This is a genomic window from Actinomadura sp. WMMB 499 (assembly GCF_008824145.1).
Lineage (GTDB): Bacteria > Actinomycetota > Actinomycetes > Streptosporangiales > Streptosporangiaceae > Spirillospora.
On record NZ_CP044407.1, the window covers coordinates 6,529,626 to 6,550,073 of the forward strand.

Annotated in this window: 15 protein-coding genes; 8 read left to right on the plus strand and 7 right to left on the minus strand. The window is 73.4% G+C overall.

Going from position 1 to position 20,448, the window contains the following annotated elements:
• Nucleotides 1-34 precede the first annotated feature (34 nt).
• Complete coding sequence (locus F7P10_RS29710) at nt 35-937, minus strand: serine hydrolase (RefSeq protein ID WP_254716085.1); 903 nt, start codon at nt 935-937, stop codon at nt 35-37.
• The gene (locus tag F7P10_RS29715; RefSeq protein WP_151014297.1) at nt 934-1,902 is read right to left on the minus strand and encodes a LysR family transcriptional regulator; all 969 of its coding nucleotides are present in this window, start codon (nt 1,900-1,902) and stop codon (nt 934-936) included. Before F7P10_RS29715 ends, F7P10_RS29710 begins: the two co-directional genes overlap by 4 nt.
• Nucleotides 1,903-2,036: 134 nt before the next feature.
• On the opposite strand from F7P10_RS29715, the gene F7P10_RS29720 reads away from it, so the two are divergent.
• Nucleotides 2,037-3,728 (plus strand): penicillin-binding transpeptidase domain-containing protein, encoded by a 1,692-nt coding sequence (locus tag F7P10_RS29720; protein WP_151014299.1) that lies wholly within the window; start codon nt 2,037-2,039, stop codon nt 3,726-3,728.
• 5 nt (nt 3,729-3,733) lie between these two features.
• Here the strand turns inward: F7P10_RS29720 and bla are convergent, their stop codons facing one another.
• Both bla and F7P10_RS29730 read right to left on the minus strand, forming a co-directional pair.
• Entirely contained in the window at nt 3,734-4,717 is a 984-nt protein-coding gene (gene bla / locus F7P10_RS29725; RefSeq protein WP_151014301.1) for a class A beta-lactamase, read from the minus strand.
• Nucleotides 4,718-4,791: 74 nt separating this feature from the next.
• Entirely contained in the window at nt 4,792-5,808 is a 1,017-nt protein-coding gene (locus F7P10_RS29730; RefSeq protein WP_151014303.1) for a LacI family DNA-binding transcriptional regulator, read from the minus strand.
• A gap of 216 nt (nt 5,809-6,024) precedes the next feature.
• On the opposite strand from F7P10_RS29730, the gene F7P10_RS29735 reads away from it, so the two are divergent.
• Nucleotides 6,025-7,239, plus strand: coding sequence for an MFS transporter (locus F7P10_RS29735; RefSeq protein WP_151014305.1), 1,215 nt, complete (start codon nt 6,025-6,027; stop codon nt 7,237-7,239).
• Here F7P10_RS29735 and F7P10_RS29740 read toward each other — a convergent pair.
• Nucleotides 7,223-8,917 carry a dolichyl-phosphate-mannose--protein mannosyltransferase gene (locus F7P10_RS29740; protein ID WP_151014306.1) on the minus strand — a complete coding sequence of 565 codons (1,695 nt, stop codon included), beginning with the start codon at nt 8,915-8,917 and terminating at the stop codon, nt 7,223-7,225. The two genes, F7P10_RS29735 and F7P10_RS29740, sit on opposite strands and share 17 nt — an antisense overlap.
• Nucleotides 8,918-9,006: 89 nt before the next feature.
• Between F7P10_RS29740 and rsmI the strand changes: the two genes are divergently transcribed.
• Together rsmI and F7P10_RS29750 are read left to right on the plus strand one after the other, a co-directional pair.
• On the plus strand, nt 9,007-9,855 hold the full coding sequence (gene rsmI / locus F7P10_RS29745; protein ID WP_151014308.1) for a 16S rRNA (cytidine(1402)-2'-O)-methyltransferase: 849 nt from the start codon (nt 9,007-9,009) through the stop codon (nt 9,853-9,855).
• A 117-nt stretch (nt 9,856-9,972) separates the two neighbouring features.
• The gene (locus F7P10_RS29750) at nt 9,973-10,278 is read left to right on the plus strand and encodes a hypothetical protein (RefSeq protein WP_151014310.1); all 306 of its coding nucleotides are present in this window, start codon (nt 9,973-9,975) and stop codon (nt 10,276-10,278) included.
• A 147-nt stretch (nt 10,279-10,425) separates the two neighbouring features.
• Here F7P10_RS29750 and F7P10_RS29755 read toward each other — a convergent pair whose 3' ends face one another.
• Nucleotides 10,426-12,231, minus strand: coding sequence for a hypothetical protein (locus F7P10_RS29755; RefSeq protein WP_254716086.1), 1,806 nt, complete (start codon nt 12,229-12,231; stop codon nt 10,426-10,428).
• Between the two features lie 311 nt (nt 12,232-12,542).
• Between F7P10_RS29755 and F7P10_RS29760 the strand changes: the two genes are divergently transcribed.
• Nucleotides 12,543-13,859 (plus strand): glycosyltransferase family 2 protein, encoded by a 1,317-nt coding sequence (locus F7P10_RS29760; protein ID WP_254716087.1) that lies wholly within the window; start codon nt 12,543-12,545, stop codon nt 13,857-13,859.
• Nucleotides 13,860-14,060: 201 nt separating this feature from the next.
• Nucleotides 14,061-15,857, plus strand: a complete 1,797-nt coding sequence (locus F7P10_RS29765; protein ID WP_151014311.1) for a hypothetical protein — start codon at nt 14,061-14,063, stop codon at nt 15,855-15,857.
• A 257-nt stretch (nt 15,858-16,114) separates the two neighbouring features.
• Here the strand turns inward: F7P10_RS29765 and F7P10_RS29770 are convergent, their stop codons facing one another.
• Complete coding sequence (locus F7P10_RS29770; protein WP_151014313.1) at nt 16,115-17,719, minus strand: glycosyltransferase family 39 protein; 1,605 nt, start codon at nt 17,717-17,719, stop codon at nt 16,115-16,117.
• Between the two features lie 112 nt (nt 17,720-17,831).
• Here F7P10_RS29770 and metG point away from each other — a divergent pair, with 112 nt between their 5' ends.
• Together metG and F7P10_RS29780 are read left to right on the plus strand one after the other, a co-directional pair.
• Nucleotides 17,832-19,625 carry a methionine--tRNA ligase gene (gene metG / locus F7P10_RS29775; RefSeq protein ID WP_151014314.1) on the plus strand — a complete coding sequence of 598 codons (1,794 nt, stop codon included), beginning with the start codon at nt 17,832-17,834 and terminating at the stop codon, nt 19,623-19,625.
• Nucleotides 19,622-20,440, plus strand: coding sequence for a TatD family hydrolase (locus tag F7P10_RS29780; protein ID WP_151014316.1), 819 nt, complete (start codon nt 19,622-19,624; stop codon nt 20,438-20,440). Before metG ends, F7P10_RS29780 begins: the two co-directional genes overlap by 4 nt.
• Nucleotides 20,441-20,448 lie beyond the last annotated feature (8 nt).

The window sequence follows — 20,448 nt, forward strand, 5'->3', positions numbered from 1 at the left end:
AACCACTGAACGGTCAAGGGACGGCCACGTTCGGTCAGCCGGCCGGTCCGCCGCGCAGGTGCTCGACGGCGATGCGGGCGGCCGTCCCGATCACGGCGTCGCCCTGCGGGTGGACGGCCAGCGGGACGGGCGTGCGGGTGAACACCGCGACCGCGTACCGGCCGCCGTCCGGGTACTCGACGACCCCCACCTCGTTGCGGACGGTCGGCAGTGTCCCGGTCTTGCCGCTGACGACGACGTCCTCGAACGGGAACCCGGACGAGAGGCGGTGCGGCCACACCTGCAGCCCGAACATCCGGCGCATCGCCGCGCACTGCGCGGGCGGCGCCGCCTCGTCCCGCCAGATCAGCGACAGCAGCCGGGTCATCTCGCGGGGCGTGCTGCGGCTGGTGCGCAGCGGGTCCAGCGGACGGACGCGCGCGGGCGCCCCGGGTTCCTCCAGCCGCGCGTACACCTCGCCGAAGCTGGTGGCGCCGGTGTCCTGGAACAGGAGGTCGAGCATCTCCCTGCCGCCGCCCGCCACGAACGTGCCGGGCAGCCCGAGGTCGGCGGCGGCCGCGTTCACCGCGGCCAGCCCGACCCGGTCGAGCAGGAAGTCGGCGGCGGCGTTGTCGCTCACCGTGATCATCAGGGTGGCCAGGTCGCGCAGCGACATCCGCACGTCGTCGAGCAGCGCGGACACGCCCGTCGGCCCGGACGTGCGGTCGGCGGCGGGCAGCGTCGCGCGCTCGGTCGGGTCGAGCGTCCCGGCCGCGACCCGCCGGTGGAACGCCACCAGCAGCGGCACCTTGAACACGGAGGCGAGCACCACGGGTTCGCCCGCGCGGACACCGACGTCCCGTCCGGTGTCGACGTCGACGGCGTGGCAGTGCCCGGTCACCCCGGCCGCGCGGAACTCCGCCTCGATCCGCCCGGTCACCTCGCGCGCGCCGGTCACGCCAGGAACCCCGAGGACGGGCGCAGCACGCGGCGGGCGGGGGCGGGCGCGGCGTCCAGCGGCGCCATCCCGGCCTCCCGGCGCAGCACCGCGGTCGCGACGGCGGTGAAGTCGGCGATCGCCCGCGCGTGCTCGGCGTCGGCGGTGCGCCGCCACGCGCAGGACGTCCGCCAGGTCAGCGGCTCGCCGTGCAGCGGGCGCCACACCGCCCCGCCGCCCGGATCGGCGATGCGGGGGACGACCGCCACGGCCGTCCCGGCGAGGACGAGCCCGAGCGCGAACTGCGGGTGCCGCGCCTCGTGGACGGCGGGCGGCGCGTACCCGTGCCGGCGGCACCCGGCGAGGAGGTCGTCGTGGGCGCCGGGCGCCTCGTCGCGGGGGAACGTCACGAGGTCGTGCCCGGCGAGGTCGGACAGGTGCACCTCGGGGGCGGCGGCGAGGCCGGCGTCGGCGGGCAGCAGCACCCCGACGGGCTGGCCGAGCAGCGGGCCGAGCTCCAGGTCGCGGGCGTCGCAGGGGTGCCGGACGACGCCCGCGTCGAGCGTCCCGTCGCGGAGCGCGCCGATCTGCTCGGCGGTGGAGATCTCCCGGAGTTCGAGGCGCAGGTCGGGGCGGCGCTCGCGGAACGCGGCGATCAGCGCGGCGACCGGGGGGCCGCCCAGGTCGCTCGGCAGCCCGGCCCGGACGGTGCCGACCTCGCCCAGCCGGGCGCGTTCGGCCAGGTCGTAGACGCGTTCCACGCGGGAGAGGATGTCACGGGCGTCCTCCAGCAGGAGCCGCCCCGCCGCGGTGAGCTCCACCTTCCGGCTCGTCCGGTCGAACAGCCGCACTCCGAGTTCCTTCTCCAGTCGCTGGATCCGCTGGCTCAGCGGCGGCTGGGCCATGCCGAGCCGCTCCGCCGCGTGACCGAAGTGCAGTTCCTCGGCGACGATGACGAAGCAGTGCAAATGCCCCACAACGTTCACGACCGGGGACGATATCACTCCGGATATGTCTGTGACATCGATATCAATCTTGGACATTCCGCCGGTCGGCTGCTGTCGTTGGGGCGTTCACCAGCGGCGACGGCATACATTCGTCGCCAGGGAAGGAGACTGACATGCACCGAACCCGAGTGGTGATCGCCGCCGCGGTCGCGGCCGTGGTCGTGCTCGCGGGTGCGGGTGCGGTGTGGTTCCTGCGGGCCGGAGACGACCCCGAGGCCGCCGCCGAGGACTTCCTCGCCGCCTGGTCCGGCGGCGACCACGCCGCGATGGCGGCGCTCACCGACCGGCCACCCGCCGACTTCGCCCAGCGTCTCCGGCAGCTGCACGACGACCTGGGCGTCACCGCGCAGCGCTACACCGTCGCGTCCGTCGGCGAGCCGGACGGCGGCACCGCCGGGGGCTCGTACAAGGCCGAGCTGACGCTGTCCGGCGGCCGCGCCTGGTCCTACACCGGCACCCTGCCGCTCGTCGAGCGGGACGGGGAGTGGCGCGTCCGCTGGTCGCCGCAGGTCCTGCACCCCGAGCTGAAGGACGGGCAGCGGCTGCGGGCCGCCCGCGCGTTCCCGCAGCGCGCCGACGTCCTGGCCGCCGACGGCAGCAGCCTGAGCACGTCGCGGTCCGGATCGGCACGGCAACTCGCCGGGACGGTCGGCGCCGCGTCCGCCGAGGGCGCGAAGGAGATGGGCGCCCCCTACAAGCAGGGTGACCCGGTCGGGACGAGCGGCCTGCAGAAGCAGTACGAGAAGCGGCTCGCCGGGACGCCCGCGCTCGCCGTGCAGATCGTCCAGGGCGGCGGGCAGGGCGGCGAGCAGTCCGGCGGGCAGGACGGCGCCGAGCCCGAGGTCGTCAAGACGCTGCAGCGGTTCGGCGGCGAGGACGGCGAGGCCGTCACCACGACGATCGACCCGGCGATGCAGGCGGCCGCGGGCGCGGCGCTGTCGGACGTCTCCAAGCCCGCCTCGATGGTCGCGCTGCGCCCGTCCACCGGGGAGATCCTCGCCGTGGCGAACAAGCCCGGCGGCTACAACCGCGCGCTGATGGGCACCTACCCGCCCGGCTCGACGTTCAAGGTCGTCACGGCCGCCGCGCTCGTCGCGGGCGGGGTGTCGGCCGACTCCCGCGTCGCCTGCCCCGCCACCACCAACGTCGGCGGGCGCGAGTTCCACAACTACCAGCACGAGGACTTCGGGACGGTCCCGTTCCGCGAGGCGTTCGCGCACTCGTGCAACACGACGTTCGCGCGGCTCGCCGTCGACGAGCTGGGGGAGGAGCGGCTCGCCGAGGTCGCCGGGCAGTTCGGCTTCAACGCGCCGATCATCGCCGGGCTCCCGGCCGTCCGCGCGTCGTTCCCGAAGAACGCGGACGAGACCGCGTTCGCGTCCGCGTCCTTCGGCCAGGGCAAGGTACTGACCAGCCCCCTCAACATGGCCGGCGTCGCCGCCGCGGCCGCCGACGGCACGTGGCGGTCGCCCCGCCTGGTCGACGCGGAGCTGGCGTCGCAGGCCCTCGACGCCGGGGGCAAGAAGCCCGCGCCGTCGCAGAAGCTGGAACCGGCCGTGCGCAAGGCCCTGCACACGCTGATGCCGGCGGTCGTCAGCGAGGGCACCGCGTCCGGCGTGGACTTCCCGTCCGGGACGGCGGGCAAGACGGGCACCGCCGAGTACGGCTCCGGCGAGAACCCGCCCGCGCACGCCTGGTTCATCGGCTACCACCGGGACGTCGCGTTCGCGGTGGTGGTCGAGGGCGGCGGCGAGGGAGCCCAGGCCGCCGCCCCCATCGCGGCGAAGTTCCTGAAGGGCCTGTAGGCCCGTCAGGCCTTCTTGCCGAGGCCGCGGGCGAGGATCGCCGCGGTCTCGGCGACGGCCGCGTCGTCGGCCCCGGCGTCCTTCCGCTTACCGGTCGTCAGGACCACCATGACCAGCGGCGCGCCGTCCCCGTCCGGCCAGGCGATCGCGATGTCGTTGGCGTTGCCGTAGACGCCCCCGGTGCCGGTCTTGTCGCCGATCGTCCAGGAGTCGGGCAGGCCGTCCCGGATCCGCTTGTCACCGGTCGTGTTGGCCTTCATCCAGGCGATCAGCCGGTCGCGGTCGGCGGGGGCCAGCGCGTCCCCGACCGTCAGCGCCCGCAGGTTCGCCGCCCAGGTGCGCGGGACGGTCGTGTCGCGCTTCTCGCCCGGCTTCCACTCGTTCAGCGCGGTCTCCCACCGGTCGGAGCGGCTGGCGCCGTCGCCGAGGGAGCGGAAGAAGCGGGTGAGGCCCGCCGGGCCGCCGATCTGCTCCATCACCAGGTTCCCGGCGGTGTTGTCGCTCAGCGTGATCGCCGCGTCGCACAGGGCCGAGACGGTCATGCCCGTGCCGACGTGCTTCTCCGTCTCGGGCGAGTAGTCGACGAGATCGTCCTCGGTGTAGCGGATGACCCGCTCCATCAGGCCGGGATCGGACGTCCGGGCCTTCTTCAGCACCGCCCCGCAGGCCATCACCTTGAACGTGGACGTGAACGGGAACCGCCGGTCGGCCCGATGGGACACGAACCGGCCCGTTCCTGTATCGATCGCGTACGCGCCGATGTGCAGGTTCCGCTTCGCCTCCAGCCGCGCCAGTTCCCTGGAGACCGCCGCCTGGGACGGTGCCGCCTGCGGCTGCGCGACCGTGGCGGCGGCCCCGGTCCGCGCCGTCGCCACCCGCTGCGCCGGGCCCTCGGCCCCGCCGCAGCCGGCGCCCCCCGCGAGGACGGCGAGGGCCGCCAGGGCCGCGGCGCCGGTCGCCGTCCGGATTCGGAATGTCGAAATTCGCATGCGCAGAGAAGATCAAAGACCCGGGAGCCATGTCCAATATTGATATCGGACGAAAAGCTATATGTATGTCGATATCACGGCAGGTGGGGCGGGGGTGCGGTGGACCCGCGGACGATCAGTCTTCCCGGTAGCGAGCACGGCGCCGGGCGCGTCCCGCCGAGCAGTTCCAGCAGGGCCGTCATGCCCCGCGCGCCCAGCTCCTCCGCGGGCAGCCGGACGGTCGTCAGCTCCGGCTCCAGCGCCGTCGCGAGCAGCACGTCGTCGAACCCGGTGACCGACAGCTCGTCCGGGATCGCCAGCCCGCGCGCCCGCGCCGCCTTGTACGCGCCCGCCGCGACGAGGTCGTCGTCGCACACGAGCACGCTCGGCCGGTCCGGCCGTGCCAGCAGCCGCGACGCCGCCTCCTTGGCCGATCCCACGTCGATCTCGCACTCCTCCCGCAGCAGCGCACCCCCCGGCACGTCCCGGACGACCTCCTCGAGAGCCTGCGCGCGCGCGTGGAACGTGTACTGGTCGACGCCCGCCGCCACGTGCCCGAACCGGCGGTGCCCGAGCGCCGCCAGGTGCCGCGCGACGGCCCGCATGCCGTCCGCGACCCCGAAGTCGACCGTCGGGACGTCCCCGTACGGGCCGCTGTCGAGCAGCACCGCCGGGGTGCCCGCGAACCCGGCGAGCGGCTCCCCCTCGAACCACGCGGCCTCGAGCGACGAGGCCAGGATCCCGTCGATCGTGTCGTGCGGCGCCGCGAACGGCCCCTCGCCGGACGTCCCGTCGTCCGGCCACGTCGACACCACGACCCCGAACCCGTGGCTCGTCGCGACCCGCGCGGCGCCCGTGTAGACCGGCCCGAAGAACGGCGCGGTCAGCGTCGGCACCATCAGCAGGACGGTGCGGGTCCGGCCCAGCCGCAGGTTCCGCGCGGCCGGATTCGGACGGTAACCGAGGCGCTCGGCGGCCTCGTGCACGCTGCGCGCGGTCGCGGGGGAGACGCGGCCCGTCCACTTCCCGCCCATCACGAGCGAGACCGTGGACTGCGAAACGCCGGCCTCCTGAGCCACGTCCTTGCTGGTGGGACGGCTGGTCGCCGGCACGTGGAGCCTCCCTTGTCGCCCGGGGCGGAACGGGTGCACAGAGTATTGCGCGTCCGTGCGCGCCCCGCGCGATCGCGGGGCGGCGGGAGCGCCGGAGCACAGGTACGGCGAGCCCGCCAGGCGAACCGAACCCGGCGGCCACTAGAGACGGCGGCCCCTGAAGTGGTACGTATGACTCGCACAAGTAATACGTATGACGGGGTGACGGGGGCGCGGATGCGCGGCTATGTCCTGTTCCTGCGGCGGCGCCACGCGGCGCGGCTGCTCGGGGGAACGCTGCTGGGGCGGCTGCCGAACGGCATGGGGATGCTGGCGGTGGTCCTGCACGTACGGGCGGACGGCGGCGGCTACCCGCTCGCCGGGACGCTGTCGGCCCTGCTCGGGCTCGCGACGGCCGCGGGCCAGCCCGTCCTCGGCCGCGCCATGGACCGCTACGGGCAGGGGCGGGTGCTGCTGCCCGCCGCGTGCCTGTCGGCCGCCGGGTTCGTCCTGCTCGCCCTCGCCGGCGCCGACCCGCTGCCGCTGGCGATCGCGGCGGTCGTCCTGGCCGGGTTCGCCACCCCGCCGCTGGAGGCCGGGCTGCGCGCGCTCTGGCCCGACGTCCTGGACGGCCCGGAGCAGGTCGACGCCGCCTACGCCCTCGACGCGGCGGCGCAGGAGATCATCTTCACCGTCGGCCCCCTCTTCGTCGTCGCGGCGGCCGCGCTCAACACCGAGTCCGCGCTCGTCCTGACGGGCGCGCTCGGCATCGCCGGGACGCTCGTCGTCGCGCTCTCCGGGCCCTCCCGCCGCTGGCGCGGCGAGCCCCGCGCCGCGGACTGGGCGGGCCCGCTGCGCTCGCCCGGCCTGCGCGTCCTGCTGATCTCCCTCGCCTGCGCGGGGATCGCGCTCGGCGTCTACGCGGTCGCCGTCGTCGCCTACGCCGAGCGGCTCGGCAGCGACGGCGCGTCCGGGCTGCTGCTCGCCTGCATGGCGGGCGGCGCCCTGCTCGGCGGGCTCGTCTACGGTGCCCGGCGGTGGGCGGGCGAGCCGCACCGCAGGCTGCCGTGGCTGCTGGCCGCCCTCGCGATCGGCTACGCGCCGCTCGTCCTCGCCCCCGGCCTCGGCGCCATGTCGGTCCTCGCGTTCCTCAGCGGCCTGTTCCTGGCCCCCGTGCTGGCCTGCAGCTTCTCCCTCGTCGACCGGCTCGCCCCGGTCGGCACCGTGACCGAGGCGTTCGCGTGGGTCGTCGCCGCCGTCGGCGCGGGCGGCGCCGCCGGGTCGGCGATCGCCGGCTTCGGCCAGGAACTCGGCGGAGTGCCCGGCGCGTTCGCCGGTGCCGGGGCGGGCGGGGCGCTCGCCCTCGTGCTCTGCCTGCTCGGCGCCCGGAGCCTGCGCCCCGTCCGGCCCGCGCTGTTCGCGGAGCCCGCCGAGGTCAGACCCAGCTGCTGAACCAGATCCGGGCGTGCCAGTCGTCGTAGGGCATCGTCTCGGCCGACAGGATCGGGTAGAAGTACGCGAAGTTCGCGATCACCACCAGGACGAACGCGCCCGCGGCCGCCGCGCCGATCACCCGCCGCATCCCCGCGATGGCCGGCTGGCCGCCCGGGAACGAGGCGTGCACCCCGCCCTTGTACGGATCACCGCCGTACGGGTCGGTGGCGTGCGGATCACCGCCGTGCGGGTCGGCGGCGTACGCTCCGTGCGGGCGGCGCGGCGGTCGCGCCGGGCCGATCAGGTACCCGAGGACCAGGACGACCGCCAGCACCATGAACGGGACCAGCGGCGTCGCGTAGAACAGGAACATCGTCCGGTCGGAGAACGCCGACGGGAACCACGACACCCACCCGGCCAGGAACCCGGCGACGATCGCACCGGCCCGCCAGTCCCGCAGGACGAGCCAGACGAACACGATCGCGACCAGCGCGGCGAGCGCGCCCCACCACAGCGCGGGCGTCCCGATCCCGAGGATCTCGCGGGAGCAGCGCTCGCCCACCCCGCAGGCGTTCTCCGGTTCGTTGTAGAAGAACGCCACCGGACGCTTCAGGATCGGCCAGCCCCACGGCCACGACTGGTACGGGTGCTCGGCGTCCAGCCCGGTGTGGAACTTGAAGATCTCCTGGTGGTAGTGCCACAGGTCCGGCAGCGCCTCGAACGGGCGCAGCAGCACGTTGGAGGCGGCCTCGCCGCGCCCCCAGCCGCCCGGCCGGAAGATCCACCCCCACCACGTCGCCAGGTAGGTCACGAGGGCGACCAGGACGAGCTGCGCGAACGCCGGCACCGACTCCAGCAGCAGCGTCCCCACCAGCGGCTTGCGCACCCCGGCCTTGCGGCGCGCGCCGTAGTCCCACAGCACGACCATGATCCCGAACACGGCGATGTAGAACAGGCCGGTCCACTTCACCGCGACCGCCAGGCCCAGGCAGATCCCCGCGCCGAACCGCCATCCGTGCAGCAGGAACGGCCCGTACGGGGACGGGTGCCCGCGCTCCATCTCCGCCGCCAGGCGGCGCCGGGAACGGTCCCGGTCGTTCACCAGGCACGCGAACCCCGCGAGGATCCAGAACATCACGAAGACGTCCAGCAGCGCGGCGCGGCTGGTGACGAAGTGCAGGCCGTCCACGGCCAGCAGCAGCCCGGCCGCGCAGCCCAGCAGCGTCGAACCGGTCATCCGGCGCGCCACCCGGCACAGGATCAGCACCGACAGCGTGCCGAGCAGCGCGGGCATGAACCGCCAGCCGACCGGCGTCGCCCCGAACATCCACTCGCCGATCGCGATCATCCACTTGCCGAACGGCGGGTGCGCCACGAACGCGGCGCCGTTCGCCCAGATGCCGGCGTCCGGGTCGGCGATCAGCAGCTTGTCGGCGTTCTCGACGGTGTTGTGCTCCCAGCCGAACTCCAGCAGGGCGAGCGCGTCCTTGGCGTAGTACGTCTCGTCGAAGACGATCGCGTCGGGCTGGCCCAGCCGGTAGAAGCGCAGGATCCCCGCGAACGCGGTGATCAGCAGCGGGCCGATCCAGCTCAGCGGGGCGCTGCCCGGAATCGCCGGGGCCAGCCACTCCCGCAGGGAGTGCGGCCGCCGCCGGATCGAGCGGACCGGTGCGGGCGGCAGTTCCGTCGTCGCCATGAAGGCCATCGTAAGGGCGGTCGTGATCGGGTCGGGCGATACGACCGGATGGGACGCCCCCGGACCAATGGGGCTGGAACAATGGGCCCGTGACGGGAACACTGCTGCTCGCCGCCGCACCGATCGGACGGCCCGAGGACGCCTCGTCCCGGCTCCGTGCGGCGCTCGCCGACGTGCCCGTGGTCGCCGCCGAGGACACCCGGCGGCTGCGCCGCCTCGCGAGCGACCTCGGCGTCGACGTGAGCGGGCGCGTCGTGTCGTACTTCGACCAGAACGAACGGACCCGGGCGGACGAGCTCCTCGGCGAACTGCTCGCCGGACGGGACGTCCTGGTCATCACCGACGCGGGGATGCCCGGCGTGTCCGACCCCGGCTACCGGCTCGTCCGCGCCGCCGTGGCCGCGGACGTCCCGATGTCCGTGCTGCCCGGCCCGTCCGCCGTCACCACCGCGCTCGTCCTGTCCGGGCTGCCCACCGACCGGTTCTGCTTCGAGGGCTTCCCGCCGCGCAAGGACGGCGAGCGGGCCCGGCGGTTCGCCGCGCTCGCCGACGAGCCGCGCACGATGGTGTTCTTCGAGTCCACGCACCGGATCGCCGCGGCCCTCGACGCGATGGCCGCGGCCTTCGGCGCGGACCGTCCGGCCGCGGTCTGCCGGGAGCTCACCAAGACCTACGAGGAGGTCCGCCGCGGCCCCCTCGGCGACCTCGCCGGGTGGGCGCGGGACGGCGTGCGCGGGGAGATCACCGTCGTCGTCGGCGGCGCCCCCGAACCAGCGGGGCTGAGCGACCCGGACGACCTCGCCGCCGCCGTCGCCGCCCGCGAGGCCACCGGCACGCGCCGCAACCGGGCCGTCGCGGAGATCGCCAAGGAGAACGGCGTGCCGCGGGCCGTGGTGTACGACGCGGTCGTGCGGGCGCGTGCCGCCAAGGACACGTGATCCTCACCCGCTGGAACGATCCATAGCGGGATTTGCGGGTACTTCACCCTACGAAGGGCGTTCGGGGAGAGTCACCATGGAAATGGTGAGACGTCGTGGTCGGAGGGGGTGAAGGTCGTGCGAGACGCATGGTCCAGCCGGGAGGTGTGGACGTTCGAGTGCCTGATCTGCTCCGCGACCTGGGACGAGGAGATCGAGATCCGCCACTTCGGCGACGGGCACGGCATCGAGCTCGTCACCTACGAGCGCGGCGGGCAGCCGTGCACCACGCCCTGGGCTCCCGACCGCGCCTGCCCCAAGTGCCAGAGCCAGAACGTCAAGGCCTTCTCCGCCCGGCACCCGCGGGTCGCCGCGGTCCCCGAGATCCGCCCCGACACCGACGTGAAGCTGCTCTACCACCTCCGCCGCATCCACGCCTGGTAACCCGCACGGCTCCGGCCCGGCCGTCCCCGCGCGGTTCCGGCCCATGTCCGGCGGGGCCGGCAGGTCGGCGCGTCCTGGCCGGGCGCCGTGCGCCCGTGCCCGGTCCGGCCGTGTCCCGTCCCCCACCGCCGGGGCAGGCCCGGGGGCCTACTTCTCGCGATCGTGCGCCGAAGGCTGGGGCGCGGGGCCGTCGGCGGCGGGGACCGGGGCCGTCGCCGGGGCCACGCGGCGCAGGCGGCGGCCCCAGCCGCGGACCGTCCCGCGGACCTCCGGGGTGAACGCCATCCCGGCGGCGAGCGCGGCGAGCGGCACGGCCGGCAGGACGTACCGGTAGTCGAACTCGGCGGTCGCGGCCGGGGCCAGCAGGAGGCCCGTCGCGAGCGTCCAGGGCAGGAACGCGCGGCCGCCGAGGCGCCGCCACAGCGGGATCAGCCCGGCGAGGCCGATCAGCAGGATGCCGCCGATCATCGTGCCGCGCAGGAAGAAGACGTCCTGGTAGCCGCGGATCACCCCGGCGAACGGCTCCACCGCGTGGGTCTCGGCGTTGCCGTCCTCGTACTCCTTGGCCTCCGCGGCCGCGATCGAGTCGCCGTCCATCCGCCAGTTCGGCAGCGGGCGCGAGTTGCCGTCGCGGTCGTCCCAGAACTCGTACTGGTCGTAGGTCGCCTTGTCGGGGAAGACGGTCCGGTCCCACTGGAACACCCGGAAGAAGTCGCCCAGGACGACCTGCGCGTAGTCGACCGGCTGGTTGGTGATGACCCGCTTGGCGTAGTCGTTCGCGAGTTCGTTGTTCTCCGGGCTGAAACGCTGGCCCGGGTAGCGGTTCAGCGGGGAGGCGGAGTTCCAGATGCCGTCCTGCGACTTCGGCAGCCGGTTCTCCTCCTCGGTGCACAGCGGGTACTGGCGGACGGGCAGGTCCGGGATCTGGTGGCAGTCGGCGAACTTGTACACCCGGGCGTACAGGAAGATCCCGGTGCTCTCGGTCATCGCGAACTTGCCGGTCTCGGCCTTGTACCAGGTCATGTACGACAGGACGGGCAGCATGCAGGCGGCCGCCGTGACCGCCATGATCTTCCAGCCGCTCCGCCGGATCAGCATGTACGTCAGCACGCCGATCAGGACGGGCATGCCGACCGTCCGGGTCAGCCAGGAGAAGCCGATGATCAGGCCGACCGCGGCGGCGATCTTCCACGACGGGCGGTCCCGCCACAGCAGCAGCGTCACCGCCGACATCACCAGGAACGAGAACAGCGTGTCCGACAGCACGAGGTGCTCGAGCTGGATCTGGTAGGCGTCGAGCAGGACGGGCGCCGCGGCGAGCGCCGCGCCCCAGCCGGGCAGCCCGAACCGGCGGTGCAGCAGGGCGTAGACCATCAGGCCCATCGCCAAACCCATCAGGTGCTGCACGGCCGACACGAGCGCGAAGCTGTGGAACGGCTTCAGCAGGATCAGCAGGAAGCCGTAGCCGTCCGGCCGCAGCGGATGCGGGTACGGCTCCATCGCGACGTGCAGGTAGTCGAAGCTGTCGTTGAAGAACATCACCGGCCGGTAGCCGGCCATCGCCGTCAGGCGGAGCAGCGCCGCCATGACAATGATCACACTGAACGCCGGGTTCCGGCGGACGATCGGCCACAGCCCGAAACCGCGTTTCGGACGCGCCGAATCCTCGTCGGCCGGTGCTTCGGCGACTTTCTCCGCGGGTTCCGCGGGCGCGTCGAGCGTCTCCTGGCGGACGTCCCGCATCTCCAGGACGGACGTCGTGCCCTTCGGCGTGTCGCGGCGCGCCCCGGCCGCCGAATCCGCCCCCGCGGAGCCCGGCGTGTCGCGCCGCCGGTCCGCCGCCGGACCGCCGTCCTCGCCGGTCACGGCCGTCGCGGCGCCGTTCGTGCCGCCGCGCCCGTCGCCCCGCACGGTCTCGTCCCGTCCGGTGTCGCGCGGCGATCGACCCGCCACTGGCGTACCTCCCCTTAGCCGTCGGGCACCCCGTCCGGTCGTCCGCCCGTCTCCGGCGCGCGTCACGGCCGACTCACCCCTTCCCGGCCGTCGTGCCCGTATGCTTGACGGCCTAGCCTGCCGCCCATGACCGTGGCGGAGGGGGTTGATCGGTTGCGAACGCGCAACACGATACGGGTGGTCTTCCGCAGACCCGCCCTCATGACCCGCCCTCGGCAGGCATCATGCAGGAACGAAAAGGCCGAGCGCGGGAAATCACGAGGGTAGTCGAACGCACCGCAGACGGTCACAGGAGTAACGAAGGAGATCACGTGGAACTCTCCGTAGTGATGCCGTGCCTGAACGAAGCCGAGACGATCGAGACCTGCGTCCGCAAGACGATCGGCTTCTTCGAGGAGAGCGGCATCGACGGCGAGGTCGTCATCGCCGACAACGGCAGCACCGACGGCAGCCAGCAGCTCGCCCGGGACGCGGGGGCGCGCGTCGTCCCCGTCGCCGACAAGGGGTACGGCAACGCGCTGATGGGCGGGATCGCCGCCGCGCGGGGCCGCTACGTCGCGATGGGCGACGCCGACGACTCCTACGACTTCACCACGCTCGGCCCGTTCCTGGACGAGCTGCGCGACGGCGCCGACCTGGTGATGGGCAACCGCTTCAAGGGCGGCATCGCCCCCGGCGCCATGCCGCCGCTGCACCGCTACCTCGGCAACCCGGTGCTCAGCTTCGTCGGGCGGCTGTTCTTCCGCAGCAAGATCGGCGACTTCCACTGCGGGCTGCGCGCCTTCGACAAGGACGCGATCATGCGGCTCGGCCTGCAGACCGGCGGCATGGAGTTCGCCAGCGAGATGGTCGTCAAGGCGACCCTGCAGGGCTACGACATCCGCGAGGTCCCGACCACACTGTCGCCGGACGGGCGGACCCGCGCCCCGCACCTCAACACCTGGCGTGACGGCTGGCGTCATCTGCGCTTCCTCACCCTCTACAGCCCCCGCTGGCTCTTCCTGATCCCCGGTCTCGTCTTTATGACGCTCGGACTGATCGCCGGGATCGCGCTGTCCACCGGTCCGGTGACCGTCGGCGACGTCGCCTTCGACGTCGACACGCTCGTCGGCGCGGGCGCCGCCATGGTGATCGGCTTCCAGGCCGTGGTGTTCGCGGTGCTCACGAAGGTCTACGCGATGCAGGAAGGCTTCCTGCCGGACGACCGGCGGGTGAAGCGCCTCATCAACTGGTGGAGCCTCGAACGCGGCCTGGCGGTCAGCGGGCTGCTCGCCGTCGCCGGTCTCGCCGGCCTCGTCGCGTCGCTGCTGCACTGGCGCGTCAACGACTTCGGCGAGCTCGACCCGCGCGAGTCGCTGCGCATCGTCGTCCCCGCCGCGACCGCGCTGGTCATGAGCCTGCAGGCGCTGTTCGCGACCGCGTTCATCAGCATCCTCGGCATCCGCCGCCGCCAGCACCCGCCGATCGCGGACGCGGCCGCCGAGGCCGCGGGCGTCGTGGACGCCGCCGCCCACCGGGTCGAGGCGGAGCGCCGCCGCGACGCCGCGACGCAGCCCGCCGAGCCGAAGGCGAGCGCCGGCACGGGCGCGGCCACGGGCGCCGAGACCGACGACGAGGGCACCGGCTGACGCCCGTCCGGCGGTGAACCTGAACGGCCGCTCAACGCGAGCCGAGAACTCGCCGAGCGTTTCCCGGATCGGGGCCGGAGCCCCGCCCCTACTGTGACAGGCTGGGACGGCCATGGATCTTCCTGACCCGAATGCCCGATTCCCGGTCGAAGCGTCCCCGTCCGGCACCGCTCGGCGGTGCGGCCGGAGGGCGGGACGTCCATGAGCGCCGAGGGCGCGCCGCTGACCGTCGCGCGCCGTCCGCCCGAGTCTGCGGGCCCCCCGGCGGAGCGGATCCGCCGGAAGCGCCGCCGCTGGGCCCTCGCGTTCGTCCTCGGCTGGCTCGCGCAGGTCGCGGTCCGGCTGTGGCTCGCGTCCGGGCAGACGCTGCCGGTCGCGACGCCGGACGAGTCCGGGTACCTGTTCGCCGCGCGCGTCCTCACCGGCGGCCCCGACGCCGACATGTCCTACGGGACCGTCTACCGCGCCGGGTACCCGCTGCTGCTGCTCCCCGCGTTCTGGGTCGGCGACGACCCCGTCACCGTCTACCGGGGCGCGCTCGTCATCAACGCGCTGCTCAGTGCCGCGCTGCTGCCGCTCGCCTACCTCCTGCTGCGCCGGCTGGACGTCGCCGCGCGGCCCGCCTACCTGTTCGCGCACGTCACCGCGCTGCTGCCCGGCGTGCTGTTCTACTCCCTGTTCGTCCTCACCGACGCGATCCTGCCGGTCATCGTCGTCGGCTGGCTGCTGGTCGCGCACGCGTGGCTGGCGGCCCCGCGCGACCCCGCGCGGGGCGGCGCGTCCGTCCGGCTCGCGCTGTACGGGACGGGCGGGTCCCTGCTCGTGGGGTTCGCCTACGCGTCGCACAGCCGGGGCGCGATCCTGCTCGTCGTGCACGCGGTCGTCCTGCTGGCGGGCGCCCTGCTGCGCCGCCGGTCGTGGCGCGCGACGATCCTCGCCGGGGCCGTCGCGGGCGCCGCGGCCCTCGGCGGGGCGCTGCTGAACCGGGCGGTGATCATCCCGCACCTGTACCCGGCGGGCGACAACGACCTCGGCGGCAACCTCGCCGACCGGCTCACCACCATGGACGGCTGGGGCTGGACGACGTCGCTCGCCACCGGGCAGGTCTGGTACCAGGCCGTCGCGACCGGCGGCGTCGCCGCGATCGGCCTCGCCGCCGCCGCCTGCGCCGTCCTCCGCCGGGACCTCGACGTGCCGGTCCGCGTCCTCGCGCTCGCCGTGCTCGGCACCGTCGCGGGCACGGCGGTCGCGACGTCCGCCGCGCTCCCCGTCGAGTACCGCGTCGGCAACTACGTGTACGGGCGCTACCTGGCGTACATCACCCCGGTCCTGTTCATGGCGGGCGCCGCCGTCCTGCTGCGCGCCCGCCGCCGGACCCTCGCGCGGGCCGTCGCGGCCGCCGCCGCGCTCACGGTGCTCGCCGCGTGCGTCGTCCAGTGGTACGCGGGCGACCTGCTCGCCGAGTACACGTTCACGATCTACGACTTCCCCGAGACGTCCTTCCTCACCTGGGACTGGGACTCGTTCCACCTGTGGCACGCCACCCTCGCGGGCCTCGGGATCCTGGCCGCCGCCACCGCCGCCGCGCTGCTGCCCCGCCGCGCCGCGCCGGTGCTCGCCGCCGTCCTCGGCGCCGTCGCCCTCGCGATGAACCTCACGGCCGTCGACCGCATCGCCCGGCCGCTCGTCGCGGAGCAGACCGCCGAGACCGACCTGCGCGGCAGCGTCGACCTGCGCGGCCCGCGCTCGATCGCCGTCGACTGGAACGTCCCCTGGACGATGCGGCTCTCGCACTACTACTGGGCCTGGTGGAGCGAGGGCACCCTCTTCGACTCCCGCTGGACCCCGCCCCCGCAGGACGCCGACATGATCGTCCTCGCGTGGCCCGGCGACGTCCCCGCCGCCGACTCCTGGCCCGGCGGCGCCCCGTCCGGCTGGGAAGTCGTCGACAGCCGCCGAACCCCGGAGGGCAACTGGGTCGCCTGGTCGCGCGACTGACTCCAGGGGGCGACCCTTTTCTCGATGCTTGCAGCTTCGCCTGCAGTTTCGTGTGCTTCACGCGCCGGGCGACCGCAGCGCTTCGGCGATCGCTCACCGGGTCGCGGGGGCCCGCAGCCGGGCGCGAGGACCGTCCGGCGCGCGGAGCGGGACGACCGGAGCGTGCGTACGTGTGCCGCATGGAACTCGACGGCCTGCAACAGCACGCGAGGATCGTTCCGCGACTGACGGGGGTTCCAGGGGGTCGCCCCCCTGGGTCAAGAAGGCGGGTTCCACAACTGGAGGATGCCGTCGGTGGACTTCCACATGAGGTGCCAGCCCTCGGCGGGGGAGGGGCTCCAGCCGTAGCCGATCTGCGATTCCATGCCGCGCCAGCGGGTGTAGAGCATGGGGCCCTCGTAGGCGGTGCGCGGGATCTGGGGGGAGTAGTGCGGCCAGTCGCGGATCTCGCCGTGCCAGGTGCGCTCGCCCCAGGCGTCCTTGGTGTAGAAGGTCAGGGTCTGGGCGAGGCGGCGGTCGGTGACGAGGACGTCGATGTCGGCGTCGTGGGCGGCGAGGTAGCCGCGCAGCTCGCCCCACGCCTTGTCGCGGGGGAGGCCGGGGACGGCCTGGACGGCGGCGACCGCGTACGCGGCACCGAGCGCGACCGCGAGGGCGGGCGCCGCGACGCGCAGGCGCAGGCGCAGGCGCGCGGTCCATCCGGGCGGGATCGTCCGGTACAGCAGGATCAGGGAGCCGAAACCGCCGGCGAGCAGGGCGGGCATGACGGCGAACCAGTACCGGACGAGCCACGCGCGGAGCTTGATGTCGTCCGGGTCGAGGACGCCCGCGCAGACCGTGAGCGGGACGGCGAGGGTCGCGAACCAGACGAGGACGAGCGAGAGGCGCCGGTCGCGGGTGACGGCCCAGCCGACGATCGTGAGCGCGAGCGCCACGACGAAGACCGTCCCGAGCGGGTGCCAGTCGTGCATCGCGCGCAGGAACGAGCGGGCCGCCAGCTCGCGGGTGACGTAGTCGCGGGACTTGCCGCCGTGCGTGGCGGCCGACGAGATCCCGGCCAGCGGCGAGCCCCACACCAGCTGGTTGTGGACGAGGTTGAGGATCAGCACGCCGAGCATGGGGGCGCCGACCGTGATGTTGCGGCGCCACGGGATCCGCAGCAGCGCCAGGTAGGCGGGGATCGCGAGGAACAGGAAGGCGAGGAACTCGCGGACGAGGAACGCCGACGCCATGAGCAGGCCCGCGGCGACCAGCCAGCGGGTCTGGACGCGTCCGGCGCGGCGGCTCGCGACGACCAGCGCCGCCATCCCGAGCGCGAACAGCCCGGCGCCCGGCATGTCGGGCAGCACCGCGCCGGTCGACCAGGTGATCTCCTGCCCGTACGGGTTCGTCAGGGTGAAGAACGGGTGGACGAGCAGGATCCCGGCGGACGCCAGGCCCGCGACGTCGCCGAACAGGGCGCGGACGACGAGGTAGGTGCCGGTGAAGAACGCGACCCCGCCGAGGGCCGCGACGGTGAAGTAGGCGGCCTGGCCGTCGCCGAGGACCGTCATGACGAGCCGCGCGGGCAGCACGAGGCCGAGCCGGGTGACCTGGTGCGGAACCTCGTAGAACGGCCACTGGTCCAGCGGGATGTCGGGCCAGGACCGGGCCGCGAGCCACACGTAGTGCGGGTCGAAGTACAGCGGCGGCGTCATCAGGACGTACTGGACGCCGACGGCGGACGCGGCGACCAGGAGGGCCAGCCAGACGGCGCGCCGGGTGCGGCGGACGCGGGCGAGGAGCCGGGCGGCGGGGCGGCGGGACGGCTCGGCGGCGTCCCCGGCCCGTCGATCGGCTTCGCCTGTCGTCGTCTGGGGCATGTCCGTTCTCTGCCTTCGGGTCGCTCGGTTCGTCCGTCGGGAACGCCGAACCAAGCTACCGCGCCCGATAAGCGTGCGATCCCGAGGGCGTACGGCGACTACCCTTGATTTCATGTCCTCGTCAAGCCGACACATTCTGACCGCGCCCGCCTGGCCGTACGCCAACGGGCCCCGTCACATCGGGCACGTCTCCGGTTTCGCGCTGCCCGCCGACATGTTCAGCCGCTACCAGCGGATGGCGGGCAACAAGGTCCTGATGGTCAGCGGCACCGACGAGCACGGCACGCCGATCCAGGTGCAGGCCGACAAGGAGGGCGTGTCGGCCCGCGAGCTGGCCGACCGGTACAGCGCGGTGATCGCCGACGACCTGCACGGGCTCGGCATGTCCTACGACCTGTTCACCCGGACCTCGACCGTGAACCATTACGCGGTCGTCCAGGAGATCTTCAAGGGCCTGTACGACAACGGGTACATCTTCCCGACGGAGACGATGGGGGCGATCTCCCCGTCGACCGGGCGGACGCTGCCCGACCGCTACATCGAGGGCACCTGCCCGATCTGCGGGTACGACGGCGCGCGCGGCGACCAGTGCGACAACTGCGGCAACCAGCTCGACCCGGTCGACCTGATCAACCCGGTGAGCCGGATCAACGGGGAGAAGCCGAAGTTCGTCGAGACCGAGCACTTCATGCTCGACCTGCCCGCGTTCACCGACGTCCTCGGCGAGTACCTGCGCGGCAAGCAGGGGCAGTGGCGGCCGAACGTCCTGAAGTTCTCGCTGAACCTGCTGGACGACCTGCAGCCGCGCGCGATCAGCCGCGACCTCGACTGGGGCGTCCCGATCCCGCTGGACGGGTGGCGCGACAACCCGAACAAGAAGCTGTACGTGTGGTTCGACGCGGTCGTCGGCTACTTCTCCGCGTCGGTGGAGTGGGCCCGGAGGCAGGGCGACCCGGACCTGTGGCGCGGCTGGTGGCAGGACCCGGACGCCCTGTCGTACTACTTCATGGGCAAGGACAACATCGTCTTCCACTCCGAGATCTGGCCCGCGATGCTGCTCGGCTACAGCGGGCGGGGCGACCGGGGCGGCGAGCCGGGGTCGCTGGGCTCCCTGAACATCCCGAACGAGGTGGTGGCGTCCGAGTTCCTGACGATGGAGGGGCGGAAGTTCTCCTCGTCCCGCCAGGTCGTCATCTACGTGAAGGACTTCCTCGAGCGCTACGACGTGGACGCGCTGCGGTACTACGTCGCGGTCGCGGGCCCCGAGAACCAGGACACCGACTTCACCTGGTCGGAGTTCCGCCGCCGCAACAACGACGAGCTGGTCGCGGCGTGGGGCAACCTGGTCAACCGGTCGGTGAACATGGCCGCGAAGAACTTCGGCGCGATCCCCGAGCCGGGCGACCTGACCGACGCCGACCGGGCGCTGATGGAGCGCAGCCGGAACGCGTTCGCGGCCGTCGGCGGCGAGCTCGAGCGGTCCCGGTTCAAGAACGCGATCACCGAGGCCCTCGACGTCGTCCGGGACGCCAACCGCTACCTGTCGGACCAGGCGCCGTGGAAGCTGAAGGACGACCCGGCGCGCGTCCAGTCGATCCTGCACACCGCGCTGCAGGTGGTGGACGACGCGAAGACGCTGCTCACGCCGTTCCTGCCGAACTCGTCGCAGAAGGTGCACGAGATGCTCGGCGGCGAGGGCGTGTGGAGCGGCATGCCGGAGCTGCGGGACGTGTCGGAGGACGGCGGCCCCGACTACCGGATCCTCACCGGCGACTACGACGTCGAGGCCCGCTGGGAGTCGCGGCCGGTCCGTCCGGGCGTCCCGCTGGCCAAGCCCGTGCCGCTGTTCAAGAAGCTGGACGAGTCGATCGTGGACGAGGAGCTCGCCCGGCTGGAGGGCGAGTGAGCAGCGGCGGGCAGGCGGCGCGGTCCTACCCGCCGCTGCCCGACCGGCTGCCCGTGGACGTGTTCGACAGCCACTGCCACCTCGACATCGTCGAGACGCCCGTGGACGAGCAGGTCGCCGCCGCGAAGGCGGCGGGCATCGCCCGGATCGTCACGATCGGCTGCGACCTGCCGTCGTCCCGGTTCGCCGTGGACGCCGCCGGCGAGTTCGACGACGTGTACGCGGCCGTGGCGATCCACCCGAACGAGACGACGGGGATCTCGGACGCCGTCCTGGCCGACGTCGAGGCGATGGCCGCGCACCCGAAGGTCCGGGCGATCGGCGAGACCGGCCTGGACTACTACCGGGACTGGGCGCCCAAGGACGACCAGCACCGCGCCTTTCGCGGGCACATCGAGATCGCGAAGCGCACCGGCAAGGCCCTGGTGATCCACGACCGGGAGGCGCACGACGACGTCCTGGCGGTCCTCGAGGAGGAGGGCGCACCGGAGAAGGTCGTGTTCCACTGCTACTCCGGGGATGCCGCGATGGCGGAGGTCTGCACGGAGAACGGGTACCTGATGAGCTTCGCCGGGAACGTCACGTTCAAGAACGCCGAACCGCTCCGCGAGGCACTGCGCGTCGCCCCCCTCGACCTGCTCCTGGTCGAGACCGACGCGCCGTTCCTCACGCCCGTCCCGCACCGGGGCAAGCCCAACGCGTCCTACCTGATCCCGCACACGGTCCGCGCGATGGCCGAGATCAAGGGCGTCGAGGTGGACGAGCTGTGCACGGCCATCGCCGCCAACGGGGAGCGCGTGTTCGGCCCCTGGTGACGGGACCG